Genomic DNA, 22,836 nt, shown 5'->3' with positions numbered 1-22,836 from the left:
CCTGTGCCGATAACACCGTTAATAAATCTATGAGAAGGTGTTGTATGTTGAACCGTATCCGCGTTGTCACAATGCTCATGATGGTGCTGGTCATTTTCGCACTACTTCAGCTTATCTCCGGCGGGCTTTTTTTCTCGTCGTTAAAACAGAATCAGGACAGCTTCGCGGCCTCGAACGATCTCCGCTTGCAGCAGAGTGAGCTCACGTCAACGTGGGATCTGATGTTGCAAACGCGTATCAACCTGAGCCGTTCATCCGCGCGCATGATGATGGATCCGAACAATCAGCAGAGCAGCGCGAAAACCGATCTGCTGAAAAATGCGCGCGGCACCCTGGCTGATGCGGCAAAACACTACGATGCCTTTAAAAAAATCACTCCGCAGCCCGCGATGGCGCAGGTGAGCCAGAACATTGACGAAAAATACAACGCCTACTATGCCGGGCTGACGGAGCTGATCCAGTTCCTGGAGAGCGGCAACATGGACGCCTACTTCGCACAGCCGACGCAGGGGATGCAAAACGCACTCGGCGCGGCGCTGGGGGAATACGCGAAGGCCAGCGGCGATCTGTACCACTCGGCCTTTACGGAAAGCCAGAATGACTACCGTTTTGCGAAATGGCAGATGGCCGTGCTGGCTCTGGCGCTGGTCATTGTGCTGGTGGCGGTCTGGTACGGCATTCGCCATATCCTTCTCAACCCGCTTGGCCGCGTGATTGCGCATATCCGCGAGATTGCCTCTGGCGATCTGACCAAAACGCTGACCGCTACCGGGCGTAATGAGATCACCGAGCTGGCCAACAGCGTTGACCACATGCAGCGCTCGTTAATCGAGACCGTTGCCAACGTGCGTAACGGATCCGAGGCTATCTATACCGGCACCAGCGAAATCGCGATGGGGAATAACGATCTCTCCTCCCGTACCGAGCAGCAGGCCTCTGCGCTGGAGGAGACGGCCGCCAGCATGGAGCAGCTCACCGCAACCGTGAAGCAGAACGCCGATAACGCCCGTCAGGCCTCGCAGCTGGCGGAAAGCGCCTCCGAGACCGCGCAGCGCGGCGGTCGCGTGGTGGATGGCGTGGTGAAAACCATGCATGAAATCGCCGACAGCTCGAAGAAAATCGCTGACATTATCAGCGTCATCGACGGCATTGCCTTCCAGACCAACATCCTCGCGCTCAACGCCGCCGTGGAAGCCGCGCGTGCCGGAGAGCAGGGGCGCGGGTTTGCCGTGGTGGCCGGGGAAGTGCGCAACCTGGCCAGCCGCAGCGCCAATGCGGCAAAAGAGATCAAATCCCTGATTGAAGATTCCGTCTCCCGCGTGGATACCGGCTCCGTGCTGGTGGAAAGCGCCGGGGAAACCATGAATGACATCGTGAATGCCGTTACCCGCGTGACGGACATCATGGGTGAAATCGCCTCTGCGTCTGATGAGCAGAGTCGTGGTATCGACCAGGTTGCCCTGGCGGTATCGGAAATGGACCGCGTGACACAACAAAACGCCGCGCTGGTGCAGGAGTCCGCTGCGGCGGCCGCTGCGCTGGAAGACCAGGCGAGCCGTCTGAAGATGGCCGTCTCGGCGTTTCGTCTCGCTTCACTCGCTGGAAACACGGTCACCCCGCAGGCGACGTATCGCGCGCCAGCCGCTGAACCGGCTGCAAACCGTACCCGCACCGCGACGACCGGACAAGATGAAAACTGGGAAACATTTTGACTGACAATTAAACCGCGGCTGCTTGCCGCTTGATGGGAGCGTGGATGTTAAATCGTATTCGTATCTCGACCACACTGTTTTTGATTCTGATCCTTTGCGGTGTGTTGCAGGTTGGCAGTAACGGGTTGTCTTTTTGGGCGTTTCGCGATGGCTATCAGAATTTGCAGGACGTTGAGGCGAGTAATCAACAGCGCTCCGCACTGGCACAAACGCGTGCCGTGCTGTTACAGGCAAGCACGGCGCTGAACAAGGCGGGAACCTTAACCGCGCTGAGTTATCCGCCGGATGACATTAAGGCGCTGATGGCAACCGCCCGCGCGAGCCTGAAACAGGCCGACGCGCAGTTTAAAGCCTTCACGGCGCAGGCTGCCGACAGCGAGAAAGAGAAAGCGCTGAAGGCCGCCATGAAGAAGAATTTTGAGCAGTGGTATGGCGACCTGGACCACCAGGCGACCTGGCTTGAGAACAACCAGCTTTCGGACTTCATGACCGCTCCGGTCCAGGCGTCTCAGGCGGCGTTTGACGGCAGCTTTGACGCGTGGCAGCAGGACATTAACCAGTCGGTTCTGCGCGCCGGTGAAGCGAGCCGTACCAGCTATCACATGTCGGGCGTAATCTTTGCCGTCGTCGTGATTCTGGCGGGGTTACTGACCGGCGGGGCGCTGCTTTGGGCGCGCAGAATGATCGTGCAGCCGCTGGCCATCATCAGCAGCCACTTCGACAGTATCGCAAAAGGCGATCTGGCGCGTCCGGTTGCCGTGTATGGCAAGAATGAAATTTCGGCGATCTTTGCCAGCCTGAAGGCGATGCAGGGGTCGCTGCGCGAAACGGTGAGCGACGTGCGGCAGGGCAGCTATGCCATGCACACCGGGATCTCAGAGATTGCGGCGGGTAACAACGATCTCTCATCCCGCACTGAGCAGCAGGCGGCCTCGCTGGCGCAGACGGCGGCCAGCATGGAACAGCTGACCGCGACGGTAAGCCAGAATGCCGATAACGCGCGTCAGGCGTCTGACCTGTCAAAACAGGCGGCGATGACGGCGAAGAAAGGCGGCGACCAGGCGTCCCATGTCGCCAGCACCATGCAGGAGATCGCCGCCAGCTCGCAGAAGATTGGTGACATCATCAGCGTGATTGACGGTATCGCGTTCCAGACCAACATTCTGGCGCTGAATGCCGCCGTTGAAGCGGCGCGCGCCGGTGAGCAAGGGCGCGGATTTGCGGTGGTGGCGGGGGAAGTGCGTAACCTGGCGAGCCGCAGCGCCAACGCGGCGAAAGAGATTAAGGTGCTGATCGAAGAGTCGGTCTCGCGCGTTCAGCAGGGGTCTGCCCTGGTGGATACGGCGGCGCATACCATGCACGAAATCGTTACCTCCGTCACGCGGGTGAACGACATCATGGGCGAAATTGCCTCGGCGTCGGACGAACAGCGTCGGGGGATAGAGCAGGTTGCTCAGGCCGTCAGCCAGATGGATCAGGTGACGCAACAGAACGCCTCGTTAGTTGAGGAAGCGGCAGCGGCAACCGATCAGCTGGCCAGCCAGGCGGATCGTCTCACCGGGCTGGTCGCGGTATTTAATGTGAAAGAGCACGTTGAAGCAGTAACAGAAGTCGGACGGTCGCAGGCCGTGCCAGTTGTATCCTGAATGTAATTAAGAAGGCGCTATGACATCACCAATGCCCCCTGGGCAAACGTCATTATTGTTGCAGATGACACAGCGCCTCGCGCTGTCCGACGCGCATTTTCGTCGGATATGTCAGTTAATCTACCAGCGTGCGGGGATCGTGCTTGCGGATCATAAGCGCGACATGGTCTACAACCGACTGGTGCGGCGCTTGCGTACGCTGGGGCTGGATGATTTTGGTCGCTATCTGAGCATGCTTGAAGCGAACCAGAACAGCGCAGAGTGGCAGGCTTTTATTAACTCGTTAACCACCAACCTGACGGCCTTTTTCCGTGAAGCTCACCACTTTCCGGTACTGGCAGATCATGCGCGCCGTCGTTCCGGGGAGTATCGCGTCTGGAGTGCGGCCGCCTCGACGGGTGAAGAGCCGTACTCGCTGGCGATCACCCTTGCCGATACGCTGGGCATGGTGCCGGGACGCTGGAAAGTCTACGCCAGCGATATTGACACCGAGGTGCTGGAGAAGGCGCGTAACGGCGTGTATCGCCAGGACGAGCTGAAAACGCTGTCGCCGCAGCAGCTGCAGCGTTACTTCATGCGCGGGACGGGCCCGCATGAAGGCCTGGTACGCGTACGCCAGGAGCTGGCGAACTGCGTCGAATTCGCGCCCGTTAACCTGCTGGATAAGCAGTACAACGTGCCGGGGCCTTTCGACGCCATTTTTTGCCGTAACGTCATGATTTATTTTGATAAAACGACGCAACAGGACATTCTGCGTCGGTTTGTTCCGTTGCTCAAGCCTGACGGTTTACTGTTTGCCGGGCACTCGGAAAACTTCAGCAACCTCGCGCGTGAGTTTAGCCTGCGTGGGCAAACGGTATATGCGCTGAGTAAGGAAAAAGCATGAGTAAAATCAGGGTATTGTCTGTCGATGATTCAGCGCTGATGCGTCAGATCATGACTGAAATCATCAATAGCCACAGCGACATGGAGATGGTGGCCACAGCGCCAGATCCGCTGGTAGCGCGGGATTTAATTAAAAAATATAACCCCGACGTGCTAACGCTGGATGTCGAAATGCCGCGCATGGATGGCATAGATTTCCTGGAGAAATTGATGCGGCTGCGGCCCATGCCGGTGGTGATGGTCTCCTCCCTGACCGGGAAAGGATCGGAGATCACCCTGCGCGCGCTGGAGCTGGGGGCGGTGGATTTTGTCACCAAACCGCAGCTCGGCATTCGCGAGGGGATGCTGGCCTACAGCGAGATGATCGCGGAGAAAATCCGTACCGCATCGCGCGCGAAGCTCGCGGCCCACAAACCGATGGCCGCGCCGGCAACCCTGAAGGCCGGACCGTTACTCAGCTCGGAAAAACTGCTGGTCATTGGAGCGTCAACCGGAGGAACAGAGGCAATTCGTCATGTACTCCAGCCATTGCCGCTTTCAAGTCCGGGTATTCTGATCACTCAACATATGCCGCCTGGCTTTACCCGTTCCTTCGCCGAACGCCTGAATAAGCTGTGCCAGATCAGCGTGAAAGAGGCGGAAGACGGCGAGCGTGTTCTCCCGGGACATGCGTATATCGCGCCGGGGGACAAGCATATGGAGCTGGCGCGCAGCGGCGCTAACTATCAAATCAAAATTCATGACGGACCGCCGGTTAACCGGCACCGTCCGTCGGTGGATGTGCTGTTTCATTCGGTGGCGAAACATGCGGGGCGCAACGCCGTTGGGGTGATCCTGACGGGGATGGGCAACGACGGGGCCGCCGGAATGCTTGCAATGCACCAGGCTGGCGCCTGGACGATTGCGCAGAATGAAGCAAGTTGTGTGGTGTTCGGCATGCCGCGCGAGGCCATCAATATGGGTGGCGTGAGCGAAGTGGTCGATCTTAGCCAGGTAAGCCAGCAGATGCTGGCGAAAATCAGTGCCGGACAGGCAATACGTATTTGACTCAGGAGTATTATTTTATGGCGGATAAAGAGCTTAAGTTTTTGGTTGTGGATGACTTTTCCACCATGCGTCGCATTGTGCGCAACCTGCTGAAAGAGCTGGGCTTCAACAACGTTGAAGAAGCAGAAGACGGCGTTGATGCGTTGAACAAACTGCAGGCTGGCGGGTTTGGTTTTGTGATCTCCGACTGGAACATGCCAAACATGGACGGTCTGGAGCTGCTGAAAACCATTCGTGCAGACGCGGGTATGGCCTCTATGCCGGTGCTCATGGTCACGGCAGAAGCGAAAAAAGAGAACATCATTGCTGCTGCACAGGCAGGCGCAAGCGGCTACGTGGTGAAGCCATTCACCGCGGCAACCCTGGAAGAGAAGCTCGGCAAGATCTTCGAGAAACTCGGCATGTGAGGTGATGGAAATGTTGCAACCTGCTATGAAACCCGTTGAAGAACACTCGCCGAGCGATATCATCGTCCGCATCGGCAGCCTGACGCGCATGCTGCGTGACAGCCTGCGCGAGCTGGGGCTGGATCAGGCCATTGCCGAAGCGGCGGAAGCCATTCCTGACGCGCGTGACCGTCTGGACTACGTTGTGCAGATGACCGCTCAGGCGGCTGAACGCGCGCTGAACAGCGTTGAAGCGTCACAGCCGCACCAGGATGCGATGGAAAAGGGGGCGAAAGCGCTGAGCAAACGCTGGGATGAGTGGTTTGAGAACCCTATCGAGCTGGCGGATGCCCGCGAACTGGTTACGGATACCCGTCAGTACCTGGGGGATGTGCCGGGCCACACCAGCTTCACCAACGCCCAGCTGCTGGACATCATGATGGCGCAGGATTTCCAGGACCTGACCGGTCAGGTGATCAAACGCATGATGGATGTTATCCAGGAGATAGAGCGCCAGCTGCTGATGGTTCTGCTGGAGAACATCCCGGAACCGGCTGCCCGTCCAAAACGCGAGAACGAAAGTCTGCTCAATGGTCCACAGCTCGACGCCAGCAAGGCGGGCGTGGTGGCAAGCCAGGACCAGGTGGACGACCTGCTGGACAGCCTTGGCTTCTGATTGTCCATTTCGCCTCAGGGGGTTTACGCCGCCTGAGGCGGTTTACGACAAAATCACCGAAAAGAGCCCGAATAAACGGGCTTTTCCCGCCATTGGATTTCCGCTGCGCTGGCATGATACCCGTGACGTAATGGGCTGAGCATGCACTGTGGCAGAAGAGAACGACGACAAAACGGAAGCCCCCACACCCCACCGACTTGAAAAAGCGCGTGAGGAAGGGCAGATACCCCGATCCCGAGAATTGACCTCCCTGCTGATCCTTATCGTAGGGGTGTGCATTATCTGGTGGGGTGGGGAGTCGCTCGCCCGCAAACTGGCGGGGATGCTCTCCACCGGCTTACGTTTTGACCACAGCATGGTCAACGACCCTAATCTTATCCTCAGCCAGATTATTCAGCTGATAAAAGGGGCCATGGTTGCGCTGCTGCCCCTGATTACCGGCGTGGTGCTGGTGGCGCTGGTCTCTCCGGTGATGCTGGGCGGCCTGGTCTTTAGCGGGAAATCGCTGCAACCCAAATTTTCGAAACTGAACCCGCTGCCGGGCATTGCAAAAATGTTCTCTGCGCAAACCGGGGCCGAGCTGCTCAAGGCCATTCTCAAATCGGTGCTGATGGGCAGTTCCGCAGGGTTTTTCCTCTGGTATCACTGGCCAGAAATGATGCGCCTTATCAGCGAGTCGCCCCTTACCGCGATGAGCAATGCGCTGAACCTGGTCGGGCTCTGCGCGCTGCTGGTGGTGCTCAGCATTATCCCGATGGTGGGTTTTGACGTGATCTTCCAGCTCTATTCCCACTTCAAGAAACTGCGGATGTCACGTCAGGACATCCGCGACGAATATAAGCAGATGGAAGGTGACCCGCACGTGAAGGGGCGCATCCGCCAGATGCAGCGTGCCGCCGCCCGTCGTCGCATGATGGAAGATGTGCCGAAGGCGGACGTCATCGTTACCAACCCGACACACTATTCCGTGGCGCTGCGCTACGACGAAAACAAAATGAGCGCGCCGAAAGTGGTGGCGAAAGGGGCAGGGCTGATTGCGCTGCGAATCCGGGAAATTGGCACCGAAAACCGCGTGCCGATCCTGGAAGCCCCGCCGCTGGCGCGAGCCCTCTACCGCCACGCGGATATCGGACAACAAATCCCTGGACAGCTCTACGCCGCGGTAGCGGAAGTGCTGGCCTGGGTATGGCAATTGAAGCGCTGGCGTCTGGCCGGCGGTCAACGGCCCGTCAAACCTGAGAACCTTCCGGTGCCTGCCGCGCTGGATTTTATGAACGAGAAGGACACTGATGGCTAATCTGGTGGCAATGTTGCGCCTGCCCGGCAACCTGAAATCGACTCAATGGCAGATCCTTGCCGGGCCGATCCTCATCCTGTTGATTCTGTCGATGATGGTACTGCCGCTCCCGGCGTTCATCCTCGATCTGCTTTTCACCTTCAATATTGCACTGTCCATTATGGTGCTGCTGGTGGCGATGTTCACCCAGCGCACGCTGGAGTTCGCCGCGTTCCCGACCATTCTGCTGTTTACCACTTTGCTGCGACTGGCGCTAAACGTGGCTTCCACGCGTATCATCCTGATGGAAGGCCACACCGGTGCGGCAGCGGCGGGTAAGGTGGTCGAGGCCTTCGGCCATTTCCTGGTGGGCGGGAACTTCGCTATCGGGATCGTGGTGTTCGTTATCCTCGTTATCATCAACTTTATGGTTATCACCAAAGGTGCGGGGCGTATCGCGGAAGTGGGCGCGCGTTTTGTGCTGGACGGGATGCCGGGCAAGCAGATGGCGATCGACGCCGACCTGAACGCCGGGCTGATTGCCGAAGATGAGGCGAAGAAGCGCCGCGCGGAAGTGACCCAGGAAGCGGACTTCTACGGCTCCATGGACGGTGCGAGTAAGTTTGTGCGCGGTGATGCCATCGCGGGCATTCTGATCATGGTGATTAACGTGGTCGGCGGCCTGCTGGTAGGTGTGCTGCAGCACGGTATGGACATGGGCCACGCGGCGGAAAGCTATACGCTGCTGACCATTGGTGACGGTCTGGTCGCGCAGATCCCGGCGCTGGTGATCTCCACTGCAGCGGGTGTAATTGTGACCCGCGTGAGTACCGATCAGGACGTTGGCGAGCAGATGGTTGGCCAGCTCTTCAGTAACCCGCGCGTGATGCTGCTGGCGGCTGCTGTTCTGGGCCTGCTCGGCCTGGTGCCGGGGATGCCAAACCTCGTGTTCCTGCTGTTCACGGCAGGGTTGCTGGGCCTGGCCTGGTGGATGCGTGGCCGTGAGGCCAAACCGGCTGCGGATCCGGTTCCGGTGAAAATGCCGGAGAACAACCAGGCCGTAGAGGCGACGTGGAACGACGTTCAACTGGAAGATTCCCTGGGAATGGAGGTGGGGTATCGCCTGATCCCAATGGTGGATTTCCAGCAGGATGGCGAGCTGCTTGGCCGTATCCGCAGTATCCGTAAAAAATTCGCCCAGGACATGGGCTTCCTGCCGCCAGTGGTTCACATCCGCGACAATATGGATCTGCCGCCTGCGCGCTACCGCATTCTGATGAAGGGTGTTGAAATTGGCAGCGGCGATGCTTACCCGGGCCGCTGGCTGGCGATTAACCCTGGCACCGCAGCAGGCACGCTGCCGGGCGAACAGACCGTCGATCCTGCTTTTGGCCTGGCGGCCATCTGGATTGAAAGTGCGCTGAAAGAGCAGGCGCAAATTCAGGGGTATACGGTTGTCGAAGCCAGTACCGTGGTGGCGACCCACCTTAATCACCTGATTGGGCAATTCTCGGCAGAGCTGTTTGGCCGTCAGGAAGCGCAGCAGCTTCTCGACCGCGTGACGCAGGAGATGCCGAAGCTGACGGAAGACCTGGTGCCCGGCGTGCTGACGTTAACCACGTTGCACAAGGTGCTGCAAAACCTGCTCGAGGAAAAGGTGCCGATCCGCGATATGCGTACCATTCTGGAAACCCTTGCCGAGCACGCGCCGCTGCAGAGCGATCCGCACGAGCTCACGGCGGTAGTGCGCGTGGCGCTGGGACGGGCAATCACCCAGCAGTGGTTCCCGGGAACCGGCGAAGTCCAGGTTATTGGCCTCGATACGCCCCTTGAGCGTCTGCTGCTGCAGGCGCTGCAGGGCGGCGGCGGCCTCGAGCCTGGCCTGGCGGATCGCCTGCTGGAACAGACCCAGGAGGCGCTGGCGCGTCAGGAGATGCTGGGCGCGCCGCCGGTGCTGCTGGTTAACCACGCGCTGCGTCCGCTGCTGTCGCGCTTCCTGCGCCGAAGCCTGAATCAGCTGGTTGTGCTGTCGAATCTGGAGCTGTCGGATAACCGTCATATCCGCATGACCGCGACGATTGGAGGAAAATAATGGGTAAATGGCTATGGATTGTGCTCTTCCCGCTGGCGGCTCAGGCGGCCGGGGAAGGGAGCTGGCAGGCAAGCAGCATGGGCGTGACCCTCAGCAACCGGGGTGTCGCCATGTCTTCTAATCCGCTGTCGCCTTCTGAAGGGGTTTCCGGTCAGATGGGGCTCGTGGTGTGGAACTACAAGCTGATTGGCCCAACGCCAGCCGGTCTGCGGGTGCGCCTCTGCTCACAGAGCCGCTGCACGGAAATCGACGGCGAAAATGGCACAACGCAGGCGTTCAACGGTGTTCCTGCCATAGAGCCGTTGCGTTTTATCTGGGAAGTGCCGGGCGGAGGACGTTTGATCCCGGCGCTGAAGGTGCAGAGTAATTCTGTCATCGTCAACTACCGCTAGCTGCCTGCCTTTTTCACCAGCCATCAGTCAATTCTGATGGCTGTCTCGCAAAATTGACCTCGCCTTTTGATGCAACAGAAACGCTGTTTTATAAATTAGTGACACGCGTGACGCGACTCTTTGCATTTTTGCCATTCACCCTGCTCGTGATGGCAGAAACAGAAAGGTATCAGGATGTCGTTGCATTTACTGTAGCCGTGTAAAAACTCCCCGATGAGCCTTACTTGCAGGGAGTCTCCCAAATTTGATTAGGGTTGACGGCAATGAAAACACGTAAAATTGGACTGGCAAATTATCTTGCTTACGGGGCAGGCGATTTTCTCGGGGCGGGTACGACCGCCCTGACGGCGGCCTGGCTTTTGTATTTTTATACCACCTTCTGTGGGCTCACACCGATTGAAGCAACTTTCATCTTTGCCGCTGCGAGGGTTCTGGATGCTGTTGTCAGCCCGTTAATGGGCTTTTTGACGGATAACTTCGGTACGACCTGGCCTGGAAAGCGCTTTGGTCGCCGTAAGTTCTTTATCCTGCTGGGTATTCCGTGCGTGTTCAGCTACTCGTTGATGTGGGTGGGGGACATGAATTTCTGGTACTACCTGCTGACCTATCTGGTGTTTGATATTGTCTACACCATGATTCTGGTGCCTTATGAGACGCTGGTGCCGGAAATGACCGACGACTTTAAACAGAAAACCAAGTTCTCCGGGGCGCGTATTTCTATGGCGCAGATGTCAGCGATTCTGGCCTCTTTCCTGCCGGGGGTCCTGCTTACCCACTTCGGTAAAGACAACGCCGTCTCATTCTTTTACGCAAGCCTGGTCTTCTCCGTGCTGTGCGCCCTGATGCTGACCTTTGTCTGGTTCTTTACCTGGGAGCGCCCGCGTGAGGCGTGGTCCGAAGCCGCATTACGTGCCGAAGAAGAGAAGAAGAAACTCACGCTGGGCCAGAGCATGAACCGTCTGTTTGTGGAGTTAAGCTCTACGCTGCGTATCAAGATTTTCCGCCAGCATCTCGGCATGTACCTCGGCGGCTACATCGCACAGGATGTGTTTAACGCGGTATTCACCTACTATGTGGTGTTTGTGCTGATGCAGGAAGCATCAGTGGCATCTAACCTGTTGGGCACAATGGCAATCTTCCAGTTTCTCGCCGTGTTCGGGATGATACCGCTGTGCATTCGCTTCGGACCTGCGCCCTCCTACCGCATGGTGGTGGTGCTCTTTGGCCTGGCCTCTATTTCCTACGCCGTACTTTATTATGCGGGACTGAGCGATATCTATTCCCTGCTGCTGCTGGTGTCTGCCATTGCCGGTCTCGGCCGCGGCGGTATTAACTACGTGCCATGGAATACCTACACCTACATTGCAGACGTGGATGAAGTGATCACTGGCCAGCGCAGGGAAGGGATCTTCGCGGGCATCATGACCCTGACCCGTAAGGCGTCTCAGGCCGGTGCGGTGATGCTGGTGGGCATCGTGATGCAAATGTCCGGCTTTGTCAGCGGTCAGAAAGTGCAGCCTGCGGAAGTGAGCCATACCATTTTGATGATCCTGAGCGTGGGCACCATCCTGGTGCTGTTCTGCGGCTTCCTCGTTTCCCTGCGCTTCAGGCTTAATTTGCAGACCCACAGCACGCTGCGCGAGGAGACCGCGAAAATGCGTGAGTGTGGACATCCGATGCCTGAGTCAGCGACGCCACACGCCCGCGCCACCGTCGAGATGCTGGCCGGTATGCCTTATGAATCACTGTGGGGCAATAACAACATCGGTTATCTGAATCGCAATAAGCCTGCTGCACCTTCGCTCAAAGATTGCGCGGTACTGAATTCGACATACAACAGAGGTTAAGATGATGAAAGTTTGGCCTGTCAAACATAGCCCGTTATTGCGTCAGCCAGAGCGCTTTATCGCCCGGGACGAGCTGAAATCGCTGATTCAAAAAGTGACGCACAACCTGGTCAATATCCACGACAAAACGGGCGAATTTTTGCTGCGGCTGGACGACGGGCGCGTGATCGACACCAAAGGCTGGGCCGGATGGGAGTGGACGCACGGCGTCGGTTTGTATGGCATCTGGCAGTACTATTGCCAGACCGGCGACGAAGGAATGCGTAACATTATCGACAGCTGGTTTGCCGACCGCTTTGCGGAAGGCGCCACCACCAAAAACGTCAATACCATGTCGCCGTTCCTGACGCTGGCCTGTCGCTACGAAGAGACCAAAAACCCGGCCTGGCTGCCTTGGCTGGAAAGCTGGGCGGAATGGGCGATGAATGAGATGCCGCGCACCGAACACGGCGGTATGCAGCACATCACACTGGCGGAAGAGAATCATCAGCAGATGTGGGACGACACGCTGATGATGACGGTGCTACCACTGGCGAAAATCGGCAAGCTGCTGAACAAACCGGAGTATGTTGAAGAGGCGGTGTATCAGTTCCTGCTGCACACGTGCAGAACCTGATGGACCGGGAGACCGGGCTGTGGTTCCACGGCTGGAGCTACGACGGTAACCATAACTTTGCCCGTGCCCGCTGGGCGCGCGGCAACAGCTGGCTCACCATCGTGATCCCCGACTTCCTCGAACTGGTTGATCTGCCTGAAAACAACGCCGTGCGCCGTTATCTGGTGCAGGTGCTGAATGCGCAGGTTGCCGCGCTGGCAAAATGTCAGGACGAAAGCGGCCTGTGGCATACGCTGCTGGACGATCCGAACTCGTACCTGGAGGCATCCGCTACGGCCGGGTTTGCCTACGGGATCCTGAAAGCGGTGCGCAAGCGCTATGTTGAGCCTGAATATGCTGACGTTGCTGAAAAAGCGATTCGCGGCATCGTGAAAAATATCTCGCCGGAAGGGGAGTCACTGCAAACCTCGTTCGGCACGGGAATGGGTAGCGATCTTGAGTTTTATCGCCAGATCCCGCTGACCTCAATGCCGTACGGACAGGCGATGGCGATTCTCTGTCTGACAGAGTATTTGCGAAAATACTTCTGATAATAAAAAACCCGGCGCTTGCCGGGTTTTTTGTATTACATACGTTCTACGGTTTCGATACCCAGGGTATCCAGACCCAGCTTCAGGGTCTTCGCCGTCAGCTGTGCCAGCTTCAGGCGGCTGTTGCGCACCGATTCGTTTTCTGCCGACAGGATAGGGCAGTGCTCGTAGAAGCCGGAGAACAGACCCGCCAGATCGTACAGGTATGCACACATTACGTGCGGCGTACCGTCACGCGCGACAACCGTCAGCGTCTCTTCGAACTGCAGCAGACGCGCCGCCAGCTGCGCTTCGCGATCTTCCGTAATGGTCACTGCCGCATTCGCCAGCACGCTTTCATCAATGTTTGCTTTACGGAACACGGAGAGCACGCGGGTATAGGCGTACTGCATGTACGGCGCGGTGTTGCCTTCGAACGCCAGCATGTTGTCCCAGTCGAAGATATAGTCGGTGGTACGGTTCTTGGAAAGATCCGCGTATTTAACCGCGCCGATGCCCACGGCGTTGGCCAGTTTTTCCAGTTCGTCTGCTGGCATATCCGGGTTCTTCTCGGCCACCAGGCGACGCGCGCGTTCCAGTGCTTCGTCCAGCAGATCGGACAGCTTCACGGTACCGCCCGCACGGGTTTTGAACGGCTTGCCGTCTTTACCCAGCATCATGCCGAACATGTGGTGTTCCAGCGGCACGCAGTCCGGCACGTAACCGGCTTTACGCACGATAGTCCACGCCTGCATCAGGTGCTGGTGCTGACGGGAGTCGATGTAGTACAGCACGCGGTCGGCGTGCAGGGTTTCGTAACGGTATTTCGCGCAGGCGATATCGGTAGTGGTGTAGAGGTAGCCGCCATCCTTTTTCTGGATAATCACGCCCATCGGTTCGCCTTCCTTGTTTTTGTACTCATCAAGGAACACCACCGTTGCGCCTTCGCTCTCCACCGCCAGGTGTTTAGCTTTCAGGTCCGCCACAATGCCGGGCAGCATCGGGTTGTAGAGGCTTTCACCCATCACGTCGTCGCGGGTCAGGGTCACGTTCAGACGGTTGTAGGTAAGCTGATTCTGGGACATGGTGATATCAACCAGCTTGCGCCACATCTCAAGGAAGTATTGATCGCCGCCCTGCAGCTTCACCACGTAGCTGCGCGCGCGCTCGGCAAAGGCTTCGTCTTCGTCGTAGTGTTTTTTGGCTTCGCGGTAGAACCCTTCCAGGTCCGCGAGCGCCATCTCGCCCGCGTTTTCCTGCTGCTGTTTTTCAAGGTAAGCAATCAGCATGCCGAACTGGGTACCCCAGTCGCCTACGTGGTTCGCGCGGATCACCTTGTGACCGAGGAACTCAAGGGTGCGCACCGCGGCGTCACCGATGATGGTGGAGCGCAGGTGACCAACGTGCATCTCTTTCGCCACGTTCGGGGCAGAGTAGTCGATCACCACGGTCTGCGCTTCCGGCTGGGACACGCCCAGGCGGTCTGACTTCAGCGCCGCGTCAACGTGGCTTGCCAGGAACGCAGGCTCGAGGAAGATGTTGATGAAGCCCGGACCGGCGATTTCAGTTTTGCTGGCAATGCCGGTGAGATCCAGATGCGTCAGTACCTGCTCAGCGAGCTGTCGCGGCGGCATGCCCAGTTTTTTAGCCACTGCCATCACGCCATTAGCCTGATAGTCGCCAAACTGTACTTTTGCTGACTGACGAACCTGCGGTTCGCAATCCGCAGGCGCGCCTGCGGCAATCAGTGCCTGACTGACTTTTTCGGAGAGAAGAGCCTGAATATTCACCTGGATACCTTACGTTTTTGATGCGGGCTCACAGCCACCCGCGCCAGTTATAGAATTTAGGGCGGGAGTATACTGCAAATGCCCTCTTGCGTCAGCATCGCGGGGCCTGAAGATTGCTCAGAATCCAGGCTAAGAAAGCGTGCATAATCATGCAGTCATAAAAAGCTGGATTATGCGGTTGGTCAAAACAGGGCAACAGAGTAAATTAGCGGCTTTGCGACATGAAAAGAGACTGACTTATGGCGAACTGGCAATCCATTGACGAACTGCATGATATTTCCGCAGATTTACCGCGCTTCACCCAGGCGTTCACAGAACTTGCCACCCGTCTTGGTCTGGATATCGCGCCGCTTGAGGCCGATCACATCTCTTTGCGCTGTCACCAGAATGCCACCGCCGAGCGCTGGCGTCGCGGGTTTGAGCAGTGCGGCGAGCTGCTCTCTGAGAACATCATCAATGGACGCCCCATTTGCCTGTTCAAACTGCATGAACCGGTAAGCGTGGCGCACTGGCAGTTCACCGTGGTTGAACTGCCGTGGCCGGGTGAGAAACGCTATCCGCACGAAGGCTGGGAGCATATCGAAATCGTCCTGCCGGGTGAGCCGGAGACGTTGAACGCGCGCGCCCTGACCCTGCTGTCAGACGACGGGTTAAGCCAGCCGGGAATTTTTGTGAAGACGAGTTCCCCCAAAGGCAAGCGCGAGCGTCTGCCTAACCCGACGCTGGCCGTCACTGATGGACAGGTTACGGTGAAATTTCATCCGTGGACCATTGAACAGATTGTTGCCAGCGAAGCCTGAGAGTTGTGACTCGTCGCTGAGACCCGAACCGAGAGGCGTGCCATGATGGCGCGTTAAGCTGATTTTAAGGAGAAGCAGATGGCGCTGCTGGAGATTTGTTGTTACAGCGTGGAATGTGCCGTAACGGCGCAACAGAAGGGAGCCGACCGCATTGAGCTGTGCGCCGCCCCGAAAGAAGGGGGGTTAACGCCCTCATACGGCGTGTTGAAGTTGGCCCGCCAGGCGGTCACCATTCCGGTACATCCAATCATTCGTCCTCGCGGCGGCGATTTTTGTTACACGGCGGGCGAGTTCAGTGCCATGCTTGAAGATATTGCCCTTGTTCGCGACCTGGGGTTCCCCGGGCTGGTGACCGGTCTGCTTGATGAGGACGGACATGTCGATATGCCGCGCATGCGGCAGGTCATGGACGCCGCAAAAGGGATGGCCGTCACGTTTCACCGCGCCTTTGATATGTGCAAAGATCCTCGGCAAGCGTTTGATACCCTTGCCGAACTTGGTGTGGCGCGCGTGTTGACGTCGGGACAGCAGTCGTCGGCTGAAAAAGGTCTGCAATTAATTACGGAACTAAAAGCACATTCCGGTGTTCCAATAATAATGGCGGGTGCGGGAGTCCGTGCCAGCAATCTGGAACGGTTTTTAAACGCCGGGGTGGAAGAGCTTCACAGCTCTGCGGGTAAATGGATACCTTCACCCATGCGTTATCGCAATACAGGGCTGTCAATGTCGACGGATGCCGAAGCGGATGAGTATTCACGCTACGGCGTAGAGGGAGAGTCGGTTGCGGAAATGAAGTCGCTGATTGAGCGTCATCACGTGTAGCAACGTACCGATTTTTACCGCGCATCATGTCGCCCAATATGATGCTTGCTTGTACCAGGCCCCTGCCAATTACACAGGGGCCTTTTTTTCTCCTTCATATTTCAAGCCGCAGCCGCGTTGGCCGCCTCGCTCACCCCGGTCACTTACTGATGTAAGCTCCCGGGGATTCGCTGCGTTGCCGCCTTGCTGCAACTTGAACTATTTTGGAGAAAACGTGCAACACGTAGGCCGGGTAAGGCGTAGCCGCCACCCGGCTAAAAGGCTACGGCTTGGTCGCAATCAACACCGCACGCATCGGTGCAGGATAGCCTTCAACGGTTTTACTGTGGTCGGTCGGGTCGAGGAACTGCTCCAGCGATTCGGTGATCATCCAGTCGGTGCGGCGCTGCTCTTCGACAGACGTCACGCAGACATCGGCAATGCGCACATCCACAAAGCCGCATTTCTCCAGCCAGTTTTTCAGCGCCAGTGCGGACGGGATGAAGTAAACGTTGCGCATCTGCGCGTAACGATCGCCCGGCACCAGAACCGCATGCTCATCGCCTTCAATCACCAGCGTTTCCAGCACCAGTTCGCCGCCGCTGACCAGCTGATCTTTCAGCTGCCACAGGTGTTCAAGCGGGGAACGACGGTGATACAGCACGCCCATGGAAAATACGGTATCAAAAGCTTTCAGGGCAGGGAGCTGCTCAATGCCCAGCGGCAGCAGGTGCGCGCGCTGGTCGTTGCCGAGCAGTTTACGCACCGCCTCAAACTGGCACAGGAACAGCTGCATCGGGTCGATGCCGACCGCCAGATGGGCTCCCGCGCCAATCATGCGCCACATGTGGTAACCGCTGCCGCAGCCTACGTCCAGAATGGTACGCCCGGTCAGGTCGGAAAGGTGCGGCAGTACGCGATCCCACTTCCAGTCTGAGCGCCATTCGGTATTGATGTTCACGCCATACAGCGAGAACGGCCCTTTGCGCCACGGCATCAGGTTACGCATCAGCGTTTCGATGCGGTTGATCTGCCCGGCAGGGAGCGGCTCTGCGCTTTCCGCCGTCACGCTGTGCAGTAAATCCAGACGATGCGGCGTCAGCTCCGGCAGATACTCCACGGCATTGGACCACTGTTTTAACAGCCCATGCTGCTGATCGCGCTGCCAGGCGGCAATCTGCGCTGGCAGGGTTTCCAGCCAGTGAGAAAGATGGTTTTTGGCAATCAGCTGATAGAAATTACTGAATTCGATCATGCGGATTCTCCCGCTTTCAGCGCCACCAGAGAGCCAAAGTTAAAGCACTGGAACCACAGCTCGCTGTGCTCAAATCCGGCTTTGCGCAGGCGCGCTTTGTGGGTTTCTACGGAATCCGTCAGCATCACGTTTTCGAGCATGCTGCGCTTCTGGCTGATCTCCAGCTCGCTGTAGCCGTTCGCCCGTTTGAAATCGTGGTGCATGTTGAACAGCAGTTCGCCTACTTTGGCATCCTCAAAGCTGAATTTCTCAGAAAGCACCAGCGCGCCGCCGGGATTCAGCCCCTGGTAAATTTTGTCCAGCAGCAGCTGGCGATCTTCAGGCACCAGGAACTGCAGGGTGAAATTCAGCACCACCATCGAGGCGTTTTTGATCTCGATCTCGCGGATATCACCTTCCACCACGTCCACCGGAACGGGCGCTTTATACGCGTCAATATGGCGACGGCAGCGTTCAACCATGGCCGGGGAGTTATCGACGGCAACGATCCGGCAGCCTTCGTGGTGAATGTTACGACGAACCGACAGCGTTGCCGCGCCGAGCGAGCAGCCCAGGTCATAGACCTGCGTGCCGGGTTGAACGAAGCGCTCAGCCAGCATGCCGATCATGGAGATAATATTGGAATAACCGGGAACAGAGCGCTGGATCATATCCGGGAAGACTTCGGCTACCCGTTCATCGAAGGTCCAGTCGCCCAGGCTGGCGATAGGCGCGGAAAAAAGCGTGTCGCGATCTGACATAACGTAAAAATCCGGGAAAAATAAAGTGGCGTATTGTGCGCTAATGGAGGGAGAAAACCAACTCCCACGGCATATACCACAGGTTAGCCAGCACCATCAGCAAAAGCGCACACCAGGTCGCGCTCATGCCGGAACGACGCCAGCGGAATAAGCGATGGTGAAAGCCGTAATAGTGCATTAACCTGCCAGCAATCAGCAGTAGCCCGCAAATATGCACCATCCAGGTTTCCGCGCCATTCATCTCCATAAACAGCAGCAGGATGAGGGCCACGGGAATGTACTCAACCGCATTACCGTGAATGCGGATAGCGCTTTGCAGTTCGGAGAAACCGCCGTCGCCGTAAGAGACGCGGTACTGCATCCTGAGGCGCACAACATCAAATGAAAATTTAATCAGCAGTAATGCACCTAACACCGCATACAGCGCGCTGACCATACTAACTCCCTGTTTTTGGCAGATGGCACTTCACTATGATAGGGGGTGATATCAGAAAAGAGAAGATTGTTGTGGGATGGAAGGGGCGCTCCCCACGGACGGAACCGCGGCCTGCAAGGCTTGCCAGAGAGCATCGACCAGTTCGGGCGCCTGCGCAATATCCGGCGTATGCAAAAAGAGGTACGGCGTGGTGGCGTGTTCCCACTTCGCTAATGTTTGCAGCCAGACGGCGAACATCGCCTGATTTTGCTGCATGTTATCGCTGCCGATGAATCTGACCATCGGGTTTTGTGCGGTCACAATGGCGTGGACAGGCACTTTCGGTTTTTTACGCTGCGCATCAACGATGGCTTCGTTATGGGGTACCGCGCTGTGTACCGGACGGCTGTCGAGGATCACACGGTTAACGCAACGATCGATCAGGCCGCGGTTGAGCGCTTTTTCGGCTTCGCCCTTCGCGAAGAAGTCCTGGTGTCGGACTTCCACGCCGTAGGTGAAATCGCGGGGCAGGGCATCGAGGAACTGCCACAGTGCGGGCAGATCGCGCGGACCAAACGTGGCGGGAAGCTGGAGCCAGTACTGACCAATGCGGTTCGCCAGCGGCGACATGCGCGTAAAAAACTCTTCGGTTAAGTCACCGCAGTTGCGCAGCGCGGCCTGGTGGGAAATGGTCGCCGGGAATTTAAAGCAGAAACGGAAATCGTCCGTTGTTTGCTCCCGCCAGCGCTCGACAATCTCGGCTTTGGGCAGCGCATACAGCGTGGTGTTACCCTCGACGCAATTGAAGTGTCGGGCATACTCTTCAAGGCTGGTAATGCCCAGGCGCACCCATTTTGGGTGCGACCACTGGGGCAGGCCCACGTACATCATAGCGCGCTTAAAATCTCATCCGTGCTGCGCACGCGTCCGATGCGCGGGAAGATGTGGGTCATGCTGCCCTGGTGCTGATCCGCAGAGGCTGCGCTGCACGCATCTTCCGCAATCACCAGGTTAAAGCCCAGCTCCCAGGCGTTACGGGCGGTGGATTCCACGCCGATGTTGGTGGAAATGCCGCACAGAATAAGGGTGTCGATACCGCGGCGGCGAAGCTGCAGTTCAAGGTCGGTCCCGTAGAACGCGCCCCACTGGCGTTTGGTCACTTCGATGTCGCCGTCACGCTTGCCGAGCGATACCGGGTACGTCCACCAGTTTTCCGGCAGAGCATGCGCGGGAGCCTGGGCGTCAACCGGCTGTTTTAACGCTTCGGCGAAATCAGCGGACCAGCCGACGCGCACCATGACCACAGTGGCACCGCTGGCGCGGCACTTCTCGGCCAGGCGAGCGGCGCGGCTGACAACATCATCCGCAGCGTGTGGGCCACCGGCGAAGGGCAGGATCCCTTCCTGTAAATCAATCACCACAAGCGCGGTTTTGCGGGCATCAAGTGTTAACATCGTCACTCCAGGTAAATTAATCACTTCCGTAACACCTTACGACGTGATGGCCTGTTATCGGTCGGATAATTTTGTTAATTTTTGTGAGAATGCGCAATAAGAGTGCAGCAAACGACCGTCTGGCGGTGGTTCGCTCTTATCGTCCGGCGGAATTTCCAGTATAATAGCCGCCTTTTTTCATCCAGTTGTGACATACAGAAAGCTGCGACATAGTAGCCTGCATACCAGGCGACATTTAGCCTGCGGCTAATTAAGGGATATCTCATGCGTACAGAATATTGCGGGCAGCTGCGTCAGTCCCACGTCGGACAGCAGGTCACCCTGTGTGGTTGGGTCAACCGTCGTCGTGATCTTGGTAGCCTTATCTTCATCGATATGCGCGACCGTGAAGGTATCGTTCAGGTGTTCTTCGACCCGGATCGCGCAGAAGCGCTGAAGCTGGCCTCTGAGCTGCGTAATGAGTTCTGCATTCAGGTCACCGGCACCGTGCGCGCGCGTGACGAGAAAAACGTTAACGCCGACATGGCGACGGGGGCTATCGAAGTGCTGGCCTCCGATCTGGTGATCATCAACCGTGCTGAAGCGCTGCCGCTGGACTCCAACCACGTCAACACTGAAGAAGCGCGTCTGAAATACCGCTACCTGGATCTGCGTCGTCCGGAAATGGCCCAGCGCCTGAAAACCCGTGCGAAAATCACCAGCCTGGTGCGTCGCTTTATGGATGACCACGGTTTCCTCGATATCGAAACCCCGATGCTGACCAAAGCCACGCCGGAAGGCGCACGCGACTACCTGGTCCCGTCCCGCGTTCATAAAGGCAAGTTCTACGCGCTGCCGCAGTCTCCACAGCTGTTCAAACAGCTGCTGATGATGTCCGGCTTCGATCGCTACTATCAGATCGTAAAATGCTTCCGCGACGAAGACCTGCGCGCTGACCGCCAGCCTGAATTTACCCAGATCGACGTGGAAACCTCCTTCATGACCGCCGAACAGGTGCGTGAAGTGATGGAAGCGCTGGTGCGCGGCCTGTGGAACGACATTAAAGGCGTTGAGCTGGGCGATTTCCCAATCATGACCTTCGCCGAAGCCGAGCGCCGTTACGGCTCCGACAAACCGGACCTGCGTAACCCGATGGAGCTGGTGGACGTAGCAGACCTGGTGAAAGGCGTTGAGTTTGCGGTATTCGCCGGCCCGGCTAACGATCCGAAAGGTCGCGTCGCGGCGCTGCGTGTTCCGGGCGGTGCTGCCCTGAGCCGTAAGCAAATTGACGATTACGGCAACTTTATTAAGATCTACGGCGCGAAAGGTCTGGCCTATATTAAAGTGACCGAGCGTGCGAAAGGGCTGGAAGGGATCACCAGTCCGGTGGCGAAATTCCTGAACGCCGAGATCGTGGAAGCGATCCTTGAGCGCACCGGCGCGCAGGACGGCGACATGATTTTCTTCGGTGCAGACAACAAGAAAGTCGTTGCGGATGCAATGGGCGCGCTGCGTCTGAAGCTCGGCAAAGACCTGAACCTGACCGACGAGAGCAAATGGGCGCCGCTGTGGGTTATCGACTTCCCAATGTTTGAAGACGACGGTGAAGGCGGCCTGACCGCGATGCACCACCCGTTCACCTCGCCAAAAGACATGACGGCGGCAGAGCTGAAAGCCGCGCCGGAAGATGCTGTGGCAAACGCCTACGATATGGTCATCAACGGCTACGAAGTGGGCGGCGGTTCCGTGCGTATTCACAGCGGCGAAATGCAGCAGACCGTGTTTGGCATTCTCGGCATTAACGAGCAGGAGCAGCGCGAGAAGTTCGGCTTCCTGCTGGACGCCCTGAAATACGGTACGCCTCCGCATGCGGGTCTGGCCTTCGGCCTTGACCGTCTGACCATGCTGCTGACCGGTACCGATAATATTCGTGATGTGATTGCCTTCCCGAAAACCACTGCCGCAGCGTGTCTGATGACCGAAGCGCCAAGCTTTGCCAACCCGGCCTCTCTGGCCGAGCTGGGCATTGAAGTAGTGAAAAAGGAAGAGAAAAACTGATATGGCATACAAGCTTCCCGTTTCGGTTCTGGTGGTCATTTATGCAGAAGACACGAAGCGGGTGCTGATGTTGCAGCGGCGCGATGACCCTGATTTCTGGCAGTCGGTTACCGGCAGCCTGGAAGAGGGGGAGACTGCGCCGCAGGCCGCCGCGCGTGAAGTAAAGGAAGAGGTCACCATTGACGTTGCCCGCGAGCAACTGACCCTGAAGGACTGTCAGCGCACGGTGGAGTTCGAAATTTTTAGCCATTTACGTCATCGCTATGCGCCGGGTATTGAGCGCAATACGGAATACTGGTTCTGTCTCGCGCTCCCCCACGAACGGGAGATCGTGTTCACTGAACACCTGACCTACCGCTGGGTGAACGCGGCGGATGCCGCCGCGCTGACCAAGTCGTGGAGCAACCGGCAGGCGATTGAAGAATTTGTAATTAACGCGGCCTGAAAAGGCGCGATTTTT

20 protein-coding genes and 1 pseudogene are annotated in these 22,836 nt (G+C 57.6%); 15 read left to right on the top strand and 6 right to left on the bottom strand.

Features of this window, described 5'->3' with window-relative positions; all coding sequences use genetic code 11:
* Positions 1 to 44: 44 nt before the first annotated feature.
* The 11 genes and pseudogenes from tar to bglB all read left to right on the top strand — a co-directional run bounded on the left by tar (position 45) and on the right by bglB (position 13,105).
* Positions 45 to 1,712, top strand: coding sequence for a methyl-accepting chemotaxis protein II (gene tar, locus D5066_RS10695; protein WP_119915922.1), 1,668 nt, complete (start codon positions 45 to 47; stop codon positions 1,710 to 1,712).
* A 44-nt stretch (positions 1,713 to 1,756) separates the two neighbouring features.
* Positions 1,757 to 3,358 carry a methyl-accepting chemotaxis protein IV gene (gene tap / locus D5066_RS10690; RefSeq protein ID WP_119915921.1) on the top strand — a complete coding sequence of 534 codons (1,602 nt, stop codon included), beginning with the start codon at positions 1,757 to 1,759 and terminating at the stop codon, positions 3,356 to 3,358.
* Between the two features lie 19 nt (positions 3,359 to 3,377).
* Positions 3,378 to 4,244 carry a protein-glutamate O-methyltransferase CheR gene (gene cheR, locus D5066_RS10685; RefSeq protein ID WP_119915920.1) on the top strand — a complete coding sequence of 289 codons (867 nt, stop codon included), beginning with the start codon at positions 3,378 to 3,380 and terminating at the stop codon, positions 4,242 to 4,244.
* Positions 4,241 to 5,290, top strand: a complete 1,050-nt coding sequence (locus D5066_RS10680; RefSeq protein ID WP_014884341.1) for a protein-glutamate methylesterase/protein-glutamine glutaminase — start codon at positions 4,241 to 4,243, stop codon at positions 5,288 to 5,290. The genes cheR and D5066_RS10680 overlap by 4 nt, the downstream gene beginning before the upstream one ends.
* 17 nt (positions 5,291 to 5,307) lie before the next feature.
* Entirely contained in the window at positions 5,308 to 5,697 is a 390-nt protein-coding gene (cheY, locus tag D5066_RS10675) for a chemotaxis response regulator CheY (RefSeq protein ID WP_008500431.1), read from the top strand.
* Between the two features lie 10 nt (positions 5,698 to 5,707).
* Positions 5,708 to 6,352, top strand: coding sequence for a protein phosphatase CheZ (gene cheZ, locus D5066_RS10670; RefSeq protein WP_023312251.1), 645 nt, complete (start codon positions 5,708 to 5,710; stop codon positions 6,350 to 6,352).
* A 148-nt stretch (positions 6,353 to 6,500) separates the two neighbouring features.
* Entirely contained in the window at positions 6,501 to 7,649 is a 1,149-nt protein-coding gene (gene flhB / locus D5066_RS10665) for a flagellar biosynthesis protein FlhB (RefSeq protein WP_041909432.1), read from the top strand.
* Positions 7,642 to 9,720, top strand: coding sequence for a flagellar biosynthesis protein FlhA (flhA, locus tag D5066_RS10660; RefSeq protein ID WP_080329479.1), 2,079 nt, complete (start codon positions 7,642 to 7,644; stop codon positions 9,718 to 9,720). Before flhB ends, flhA begins: the two co-directional genes overlap by 8 nt.
* Positions 9,720 to 10,112: a flagellar protein FlhE gene (gene flhE / locus D5066_RS10655; RefSeq protein ID WP_080329478.1), complete on the top strand. Its 393-nt coding sequence runs from the start codon at positions 9,720 to 9,722 to the stop codon at positions 10,110 to 10,112. Before flhA ends, flhE begins: the two co-directional genes overlap by 1 nt.
* A gap of 263 nt (positions 10,113 to 10,375) precedes the next feature.
* Positions 10,376 to 11,959 (top strand): MFS transporter, encoded by a 1,584-nt coding sequence (locus D5066_RS10650; RefSeq protein WP_119915919.1) that lies wholly within the window; start codon positions 10,376 to 10,378, stop codon positions 11,957 to 11,959.
* A 4-nt stretch (positions 11,960 to 11,963) separates the two neighbouring features.
* Positions 11,964 to 13,105 (top strand): annotated as a pseudogene (bglB, locus tag D5066_RS10645) (beta-galactosidase BglB).
* Between the two features lie 35 nt (positions 13,106 to 13,140).
* On the opposite strand, the gene argS reads toward bglB, so the two are convergent.
* The gene (gene argS / locus D5066_RS10640; protein WP_080329476.1) at positions 13,141 to 14,874 is read right to left on the bottom strand and encodes an arginine--tRNA ligase; all 1,734 of its coding nucleotides are present in this window, start codon (positions 14,872 to 14,874) and stop codon (positions 13,141 to 13,143) included.
* A gap of 239 nt (positions 14,875 to 15,113) precedes the next feature.
* On the opposite strand from argS, the gene D5066_RS10635 reads away from it, so the two are divergent.
* Positions 15,114 to 15,674, top strand: a complete 561-nt coding sequence (locus D5066_RS10635; RefSeq protein WP_119915918.1) for a VOC family protein — start codon at positions 15,114 to 15,116, stop codon at positions 15,672 to 15,674.
* A 78-nt stretch (positions 15,675 to 15,752) separates the two neighbouring features.
* Positions 15,753 to 16,496, top strand: coding sequence for a copper homeostasis protein CutC (cutC, locus tag D5066_RS10630; protein ID WP_119915917.1), 744 nt, complete (start codon positions 15,753 to 15,755; stop codon positions 16,494 to 16,496).
* Positions 16,497 to 16,758: 262 nt separating this feature from the next.
* Here the strand turns inward: cutC and cmoB are convergent, their stop codons facing one another.
* From cmoB to D5066_RS10605, 5 genes are read right to left on the bottom strand one after another with little or no spacing between them, the layout of a single operon-like run.
* Entirely contained in the window at positions 16,759 to 17,730 is a 972-nt protein-coding gene (gene cmoB / locus D5066_RS10625) for a tRNA 5-methoxyuridine(34)/uridine 5-oxyacetic acid(34) synthase CmoB (protein WP_080329473.1), read from the bottom strand.
* Positions 17,727 to 18,470 carry a carboxy-S-adenosyl-L-methionine synthase CmoA gene (gene cmoA / locus D5066_RS10620; RefSeq protein ID WP_119915916.1) on the bottom strand — a complete coding sequence of 248 codons (744 nt, stop codon included), beginning with the start codon at positions 18,468 to 18,470 and terminating at the stop codon, positions 17,727 to 17,729. Before cmoA ends, cmoB begins: the two co-directional genes overlap by 4 nt.
* 40 nt (positions 18,471 to 18,510) lie before the next feature.
* On the bottom strand, positions 18,511 to 18,906 hold the full coding sequence (locus D5066_RS10615; protein ID WP_080329471.1) for an MAPEG family protein: 396 nt from the start codon (positions 18,904 to 18,906) through the stop codon (positions 18,511 to 18,513).
* 51 nt (positions 18,907 to 18,957) lie between these two features.
* A complete protein-coding gene (locus tag D5066_RS10610) occupies positions 18,958 to 19,776 on the bottom strand; it encodes a DUF72 domain-containing protein (RefSeq protein ID WP_119915915.1) in 819 nt (272 codons plus the stop codon).
* The gene (locus D5066_RS10605) at positions 19,773 to 20,339 is read right to left on the bottom strand and encodes a hydrolase (protein WP_080329469.1); all 567 of its coding nucleotides are present in this window, start codon (positions 20,337 to 20,339) and stop codon (positions 19,773 to 19,775) included. Before D5066_RS10605 ends, D5066_RS10610 begins: the two co-directional genes overlap by 4 nt.
* 264 nt (positions 20,340 to 20,603) lie before the next feature.
* Between D5066_RS10605 and aspS the strand changes: the two genes are divergently transcribed.
* Positions 20,604 to 22,376, top strand: coding sequence for an aspartate--tRNA ligase (gene aspS, locus D5066_RS10595; protein WP_119915914.1), 1,773 nt, complete (start codon positions 20,604 to 20,606; stop codon positions 22,374 to 22,376).
* Between the two features lies 1 nt (position 22,377).
* A complete protein-coding gene (nudB, locus tag D5066_RS10590; RefSeq protein ID WP_080329467.1) occupies positions 22,378 to 22,821 on the top strand; it encodes a dihydroneopterin triphosphate diphosphatase in 444 nt (147 codons plus the stop codon).
* Positions 22,822 to 22,836 lie beyond the last annotated feature (15 nt).

It is taken from the genome of Enterobacter chuandaensis (assembly GCF_003594915.1).
In the GTDB taxonomy this organism is placed as follows: domain Bacteria; phylum Pseudomonadota; class Gammaproteobacteria; order Enterobacterales; family Enterobacteriaceae; genus Enterobacter; species Enterobacter chuandaensis.
The sequence above is the reverse complement of the archived record's forward strand: the minus strand, read 5'-3'. Positions and strand labels throughout refer to the sequence as shown.

Bases quoted from the DNA above. Each gene is read 5' to 3' on its own strand.
- D5066_RS10635 (WP_119915918.1), top strand. From the start codon at position 15,114: ATGGCGAACTGGCAATCCATTGACGAACTGCATGATATTTCCGCAGAT.
- cheR (WP_119915920.1), top strand. From the start codon at position 3,378: ATGACATCACCAATGCCCCCTGGGCAAACGTCATTATTGTTGCAGATG.
- D5066_RS10650 (WP_119915919.1), top strand. From the start codon at position 10,376: ATGAAAACACGTAAAATTGGACTGGCAAATTATCTTGCTTACGGGGCA.
- D5066_RS10615 (WP_080329471.1), bottom strand. From the start codon at position 18,906: ATGGTCAGCGCGCTGTATGCGGTGTTAGGTGCATTACTGCTGATTAAA.
- cheZ (WP_023312251.1), top strand. From the start codon at position 5,708: ATGTTGCAACCTGCTATGAAACCCGTTGAAGAACACTCGCCGAGCGAT.
- nudB (WP_080329467.1), top strand. From the start codon at position 22,378: ATGGCATACAAGCTTCCCGTTTCGGTTCTGGTGGTCATTTATGCAGAA.
- aspS (WP_119915914.1), top strand. From the start codon at position 20,604: ATGCGTACAGAATATTGCGGGCAGCTGCGTCAGTCCCACGTCGGACAG.
- flhA (WP_080329479.1), top strand. From the start codon at position 7,642: ATGGCTAATCTGGTGGCAATGTTGCGCCTGCCCGGCAACCTGAAATCG.
- tap (WP_119915921.1), top strand. From the start codon at position 1,757: ATGTTAAATCGTATTCGTATCTCGACCACACTGTTTTTGATTCTGATC.
- tar (WP_119915922.1), top strand. From the start codon at position 45: ATGTTGAACCGTATCCGCGTTGTCACAATGCTCATGATGGTGCTGGTC.
- cheY (WP_008500431.1), top strand. From the start codon at position 5,308: ATGGCGGATAAAGAGCTTAAGTTTTTGGTTGTGGATGACTTTTCCACC.
- D5066_RS10680 (WP_014884341.1), top strand. From the start codon at position 4,241: ATGAGTAAAATCAGGGTATTGTCTGTCGATGATTCAGCGCTGATGCGT.
- flhE (WP_080329478.1), top strand. From the start codon at position 9,720: ATGGGTAAATGGCTATGGATTGTGCTCTTCCCGCTGGCGGCTCAGGCG.
- cmoA (WP_119915916.1), bottom strand. From the start codon at position 18,470: ATGTCAGATCGCGACACGCTTTTTTCCGCGCCTATCGCCAGCCTGGGC.
- D5066_RS10605 (WP_080329469.1), bottom strand. From the start codon at position 20,339: ATGTTAACACTTGATGCCCGCAAAACCGCGCTTGTGGTGATTGATTTA.
- D5066_RS10610 (WP_119915915.1), bottom strand. From the start codon at position 19,776: ATGATGTACGTGGGCCTGCCCCAGTGGTCGCACCCAAAATGGGTGCGC.
- cmoB (WP_080329473.1), bottom strand. From the start codon at position 17,730: ATGATCGAATTCAGTAATTTCTATCAGCTGATTGCCAAAAACCATCTT.
- cutC (WP_119915917.1), top strand. From the start codon at position 15,753: ATGGCGCTGCTGGAGATTTGTTGTTACAGCGTGGAATGTGCCGTAACG.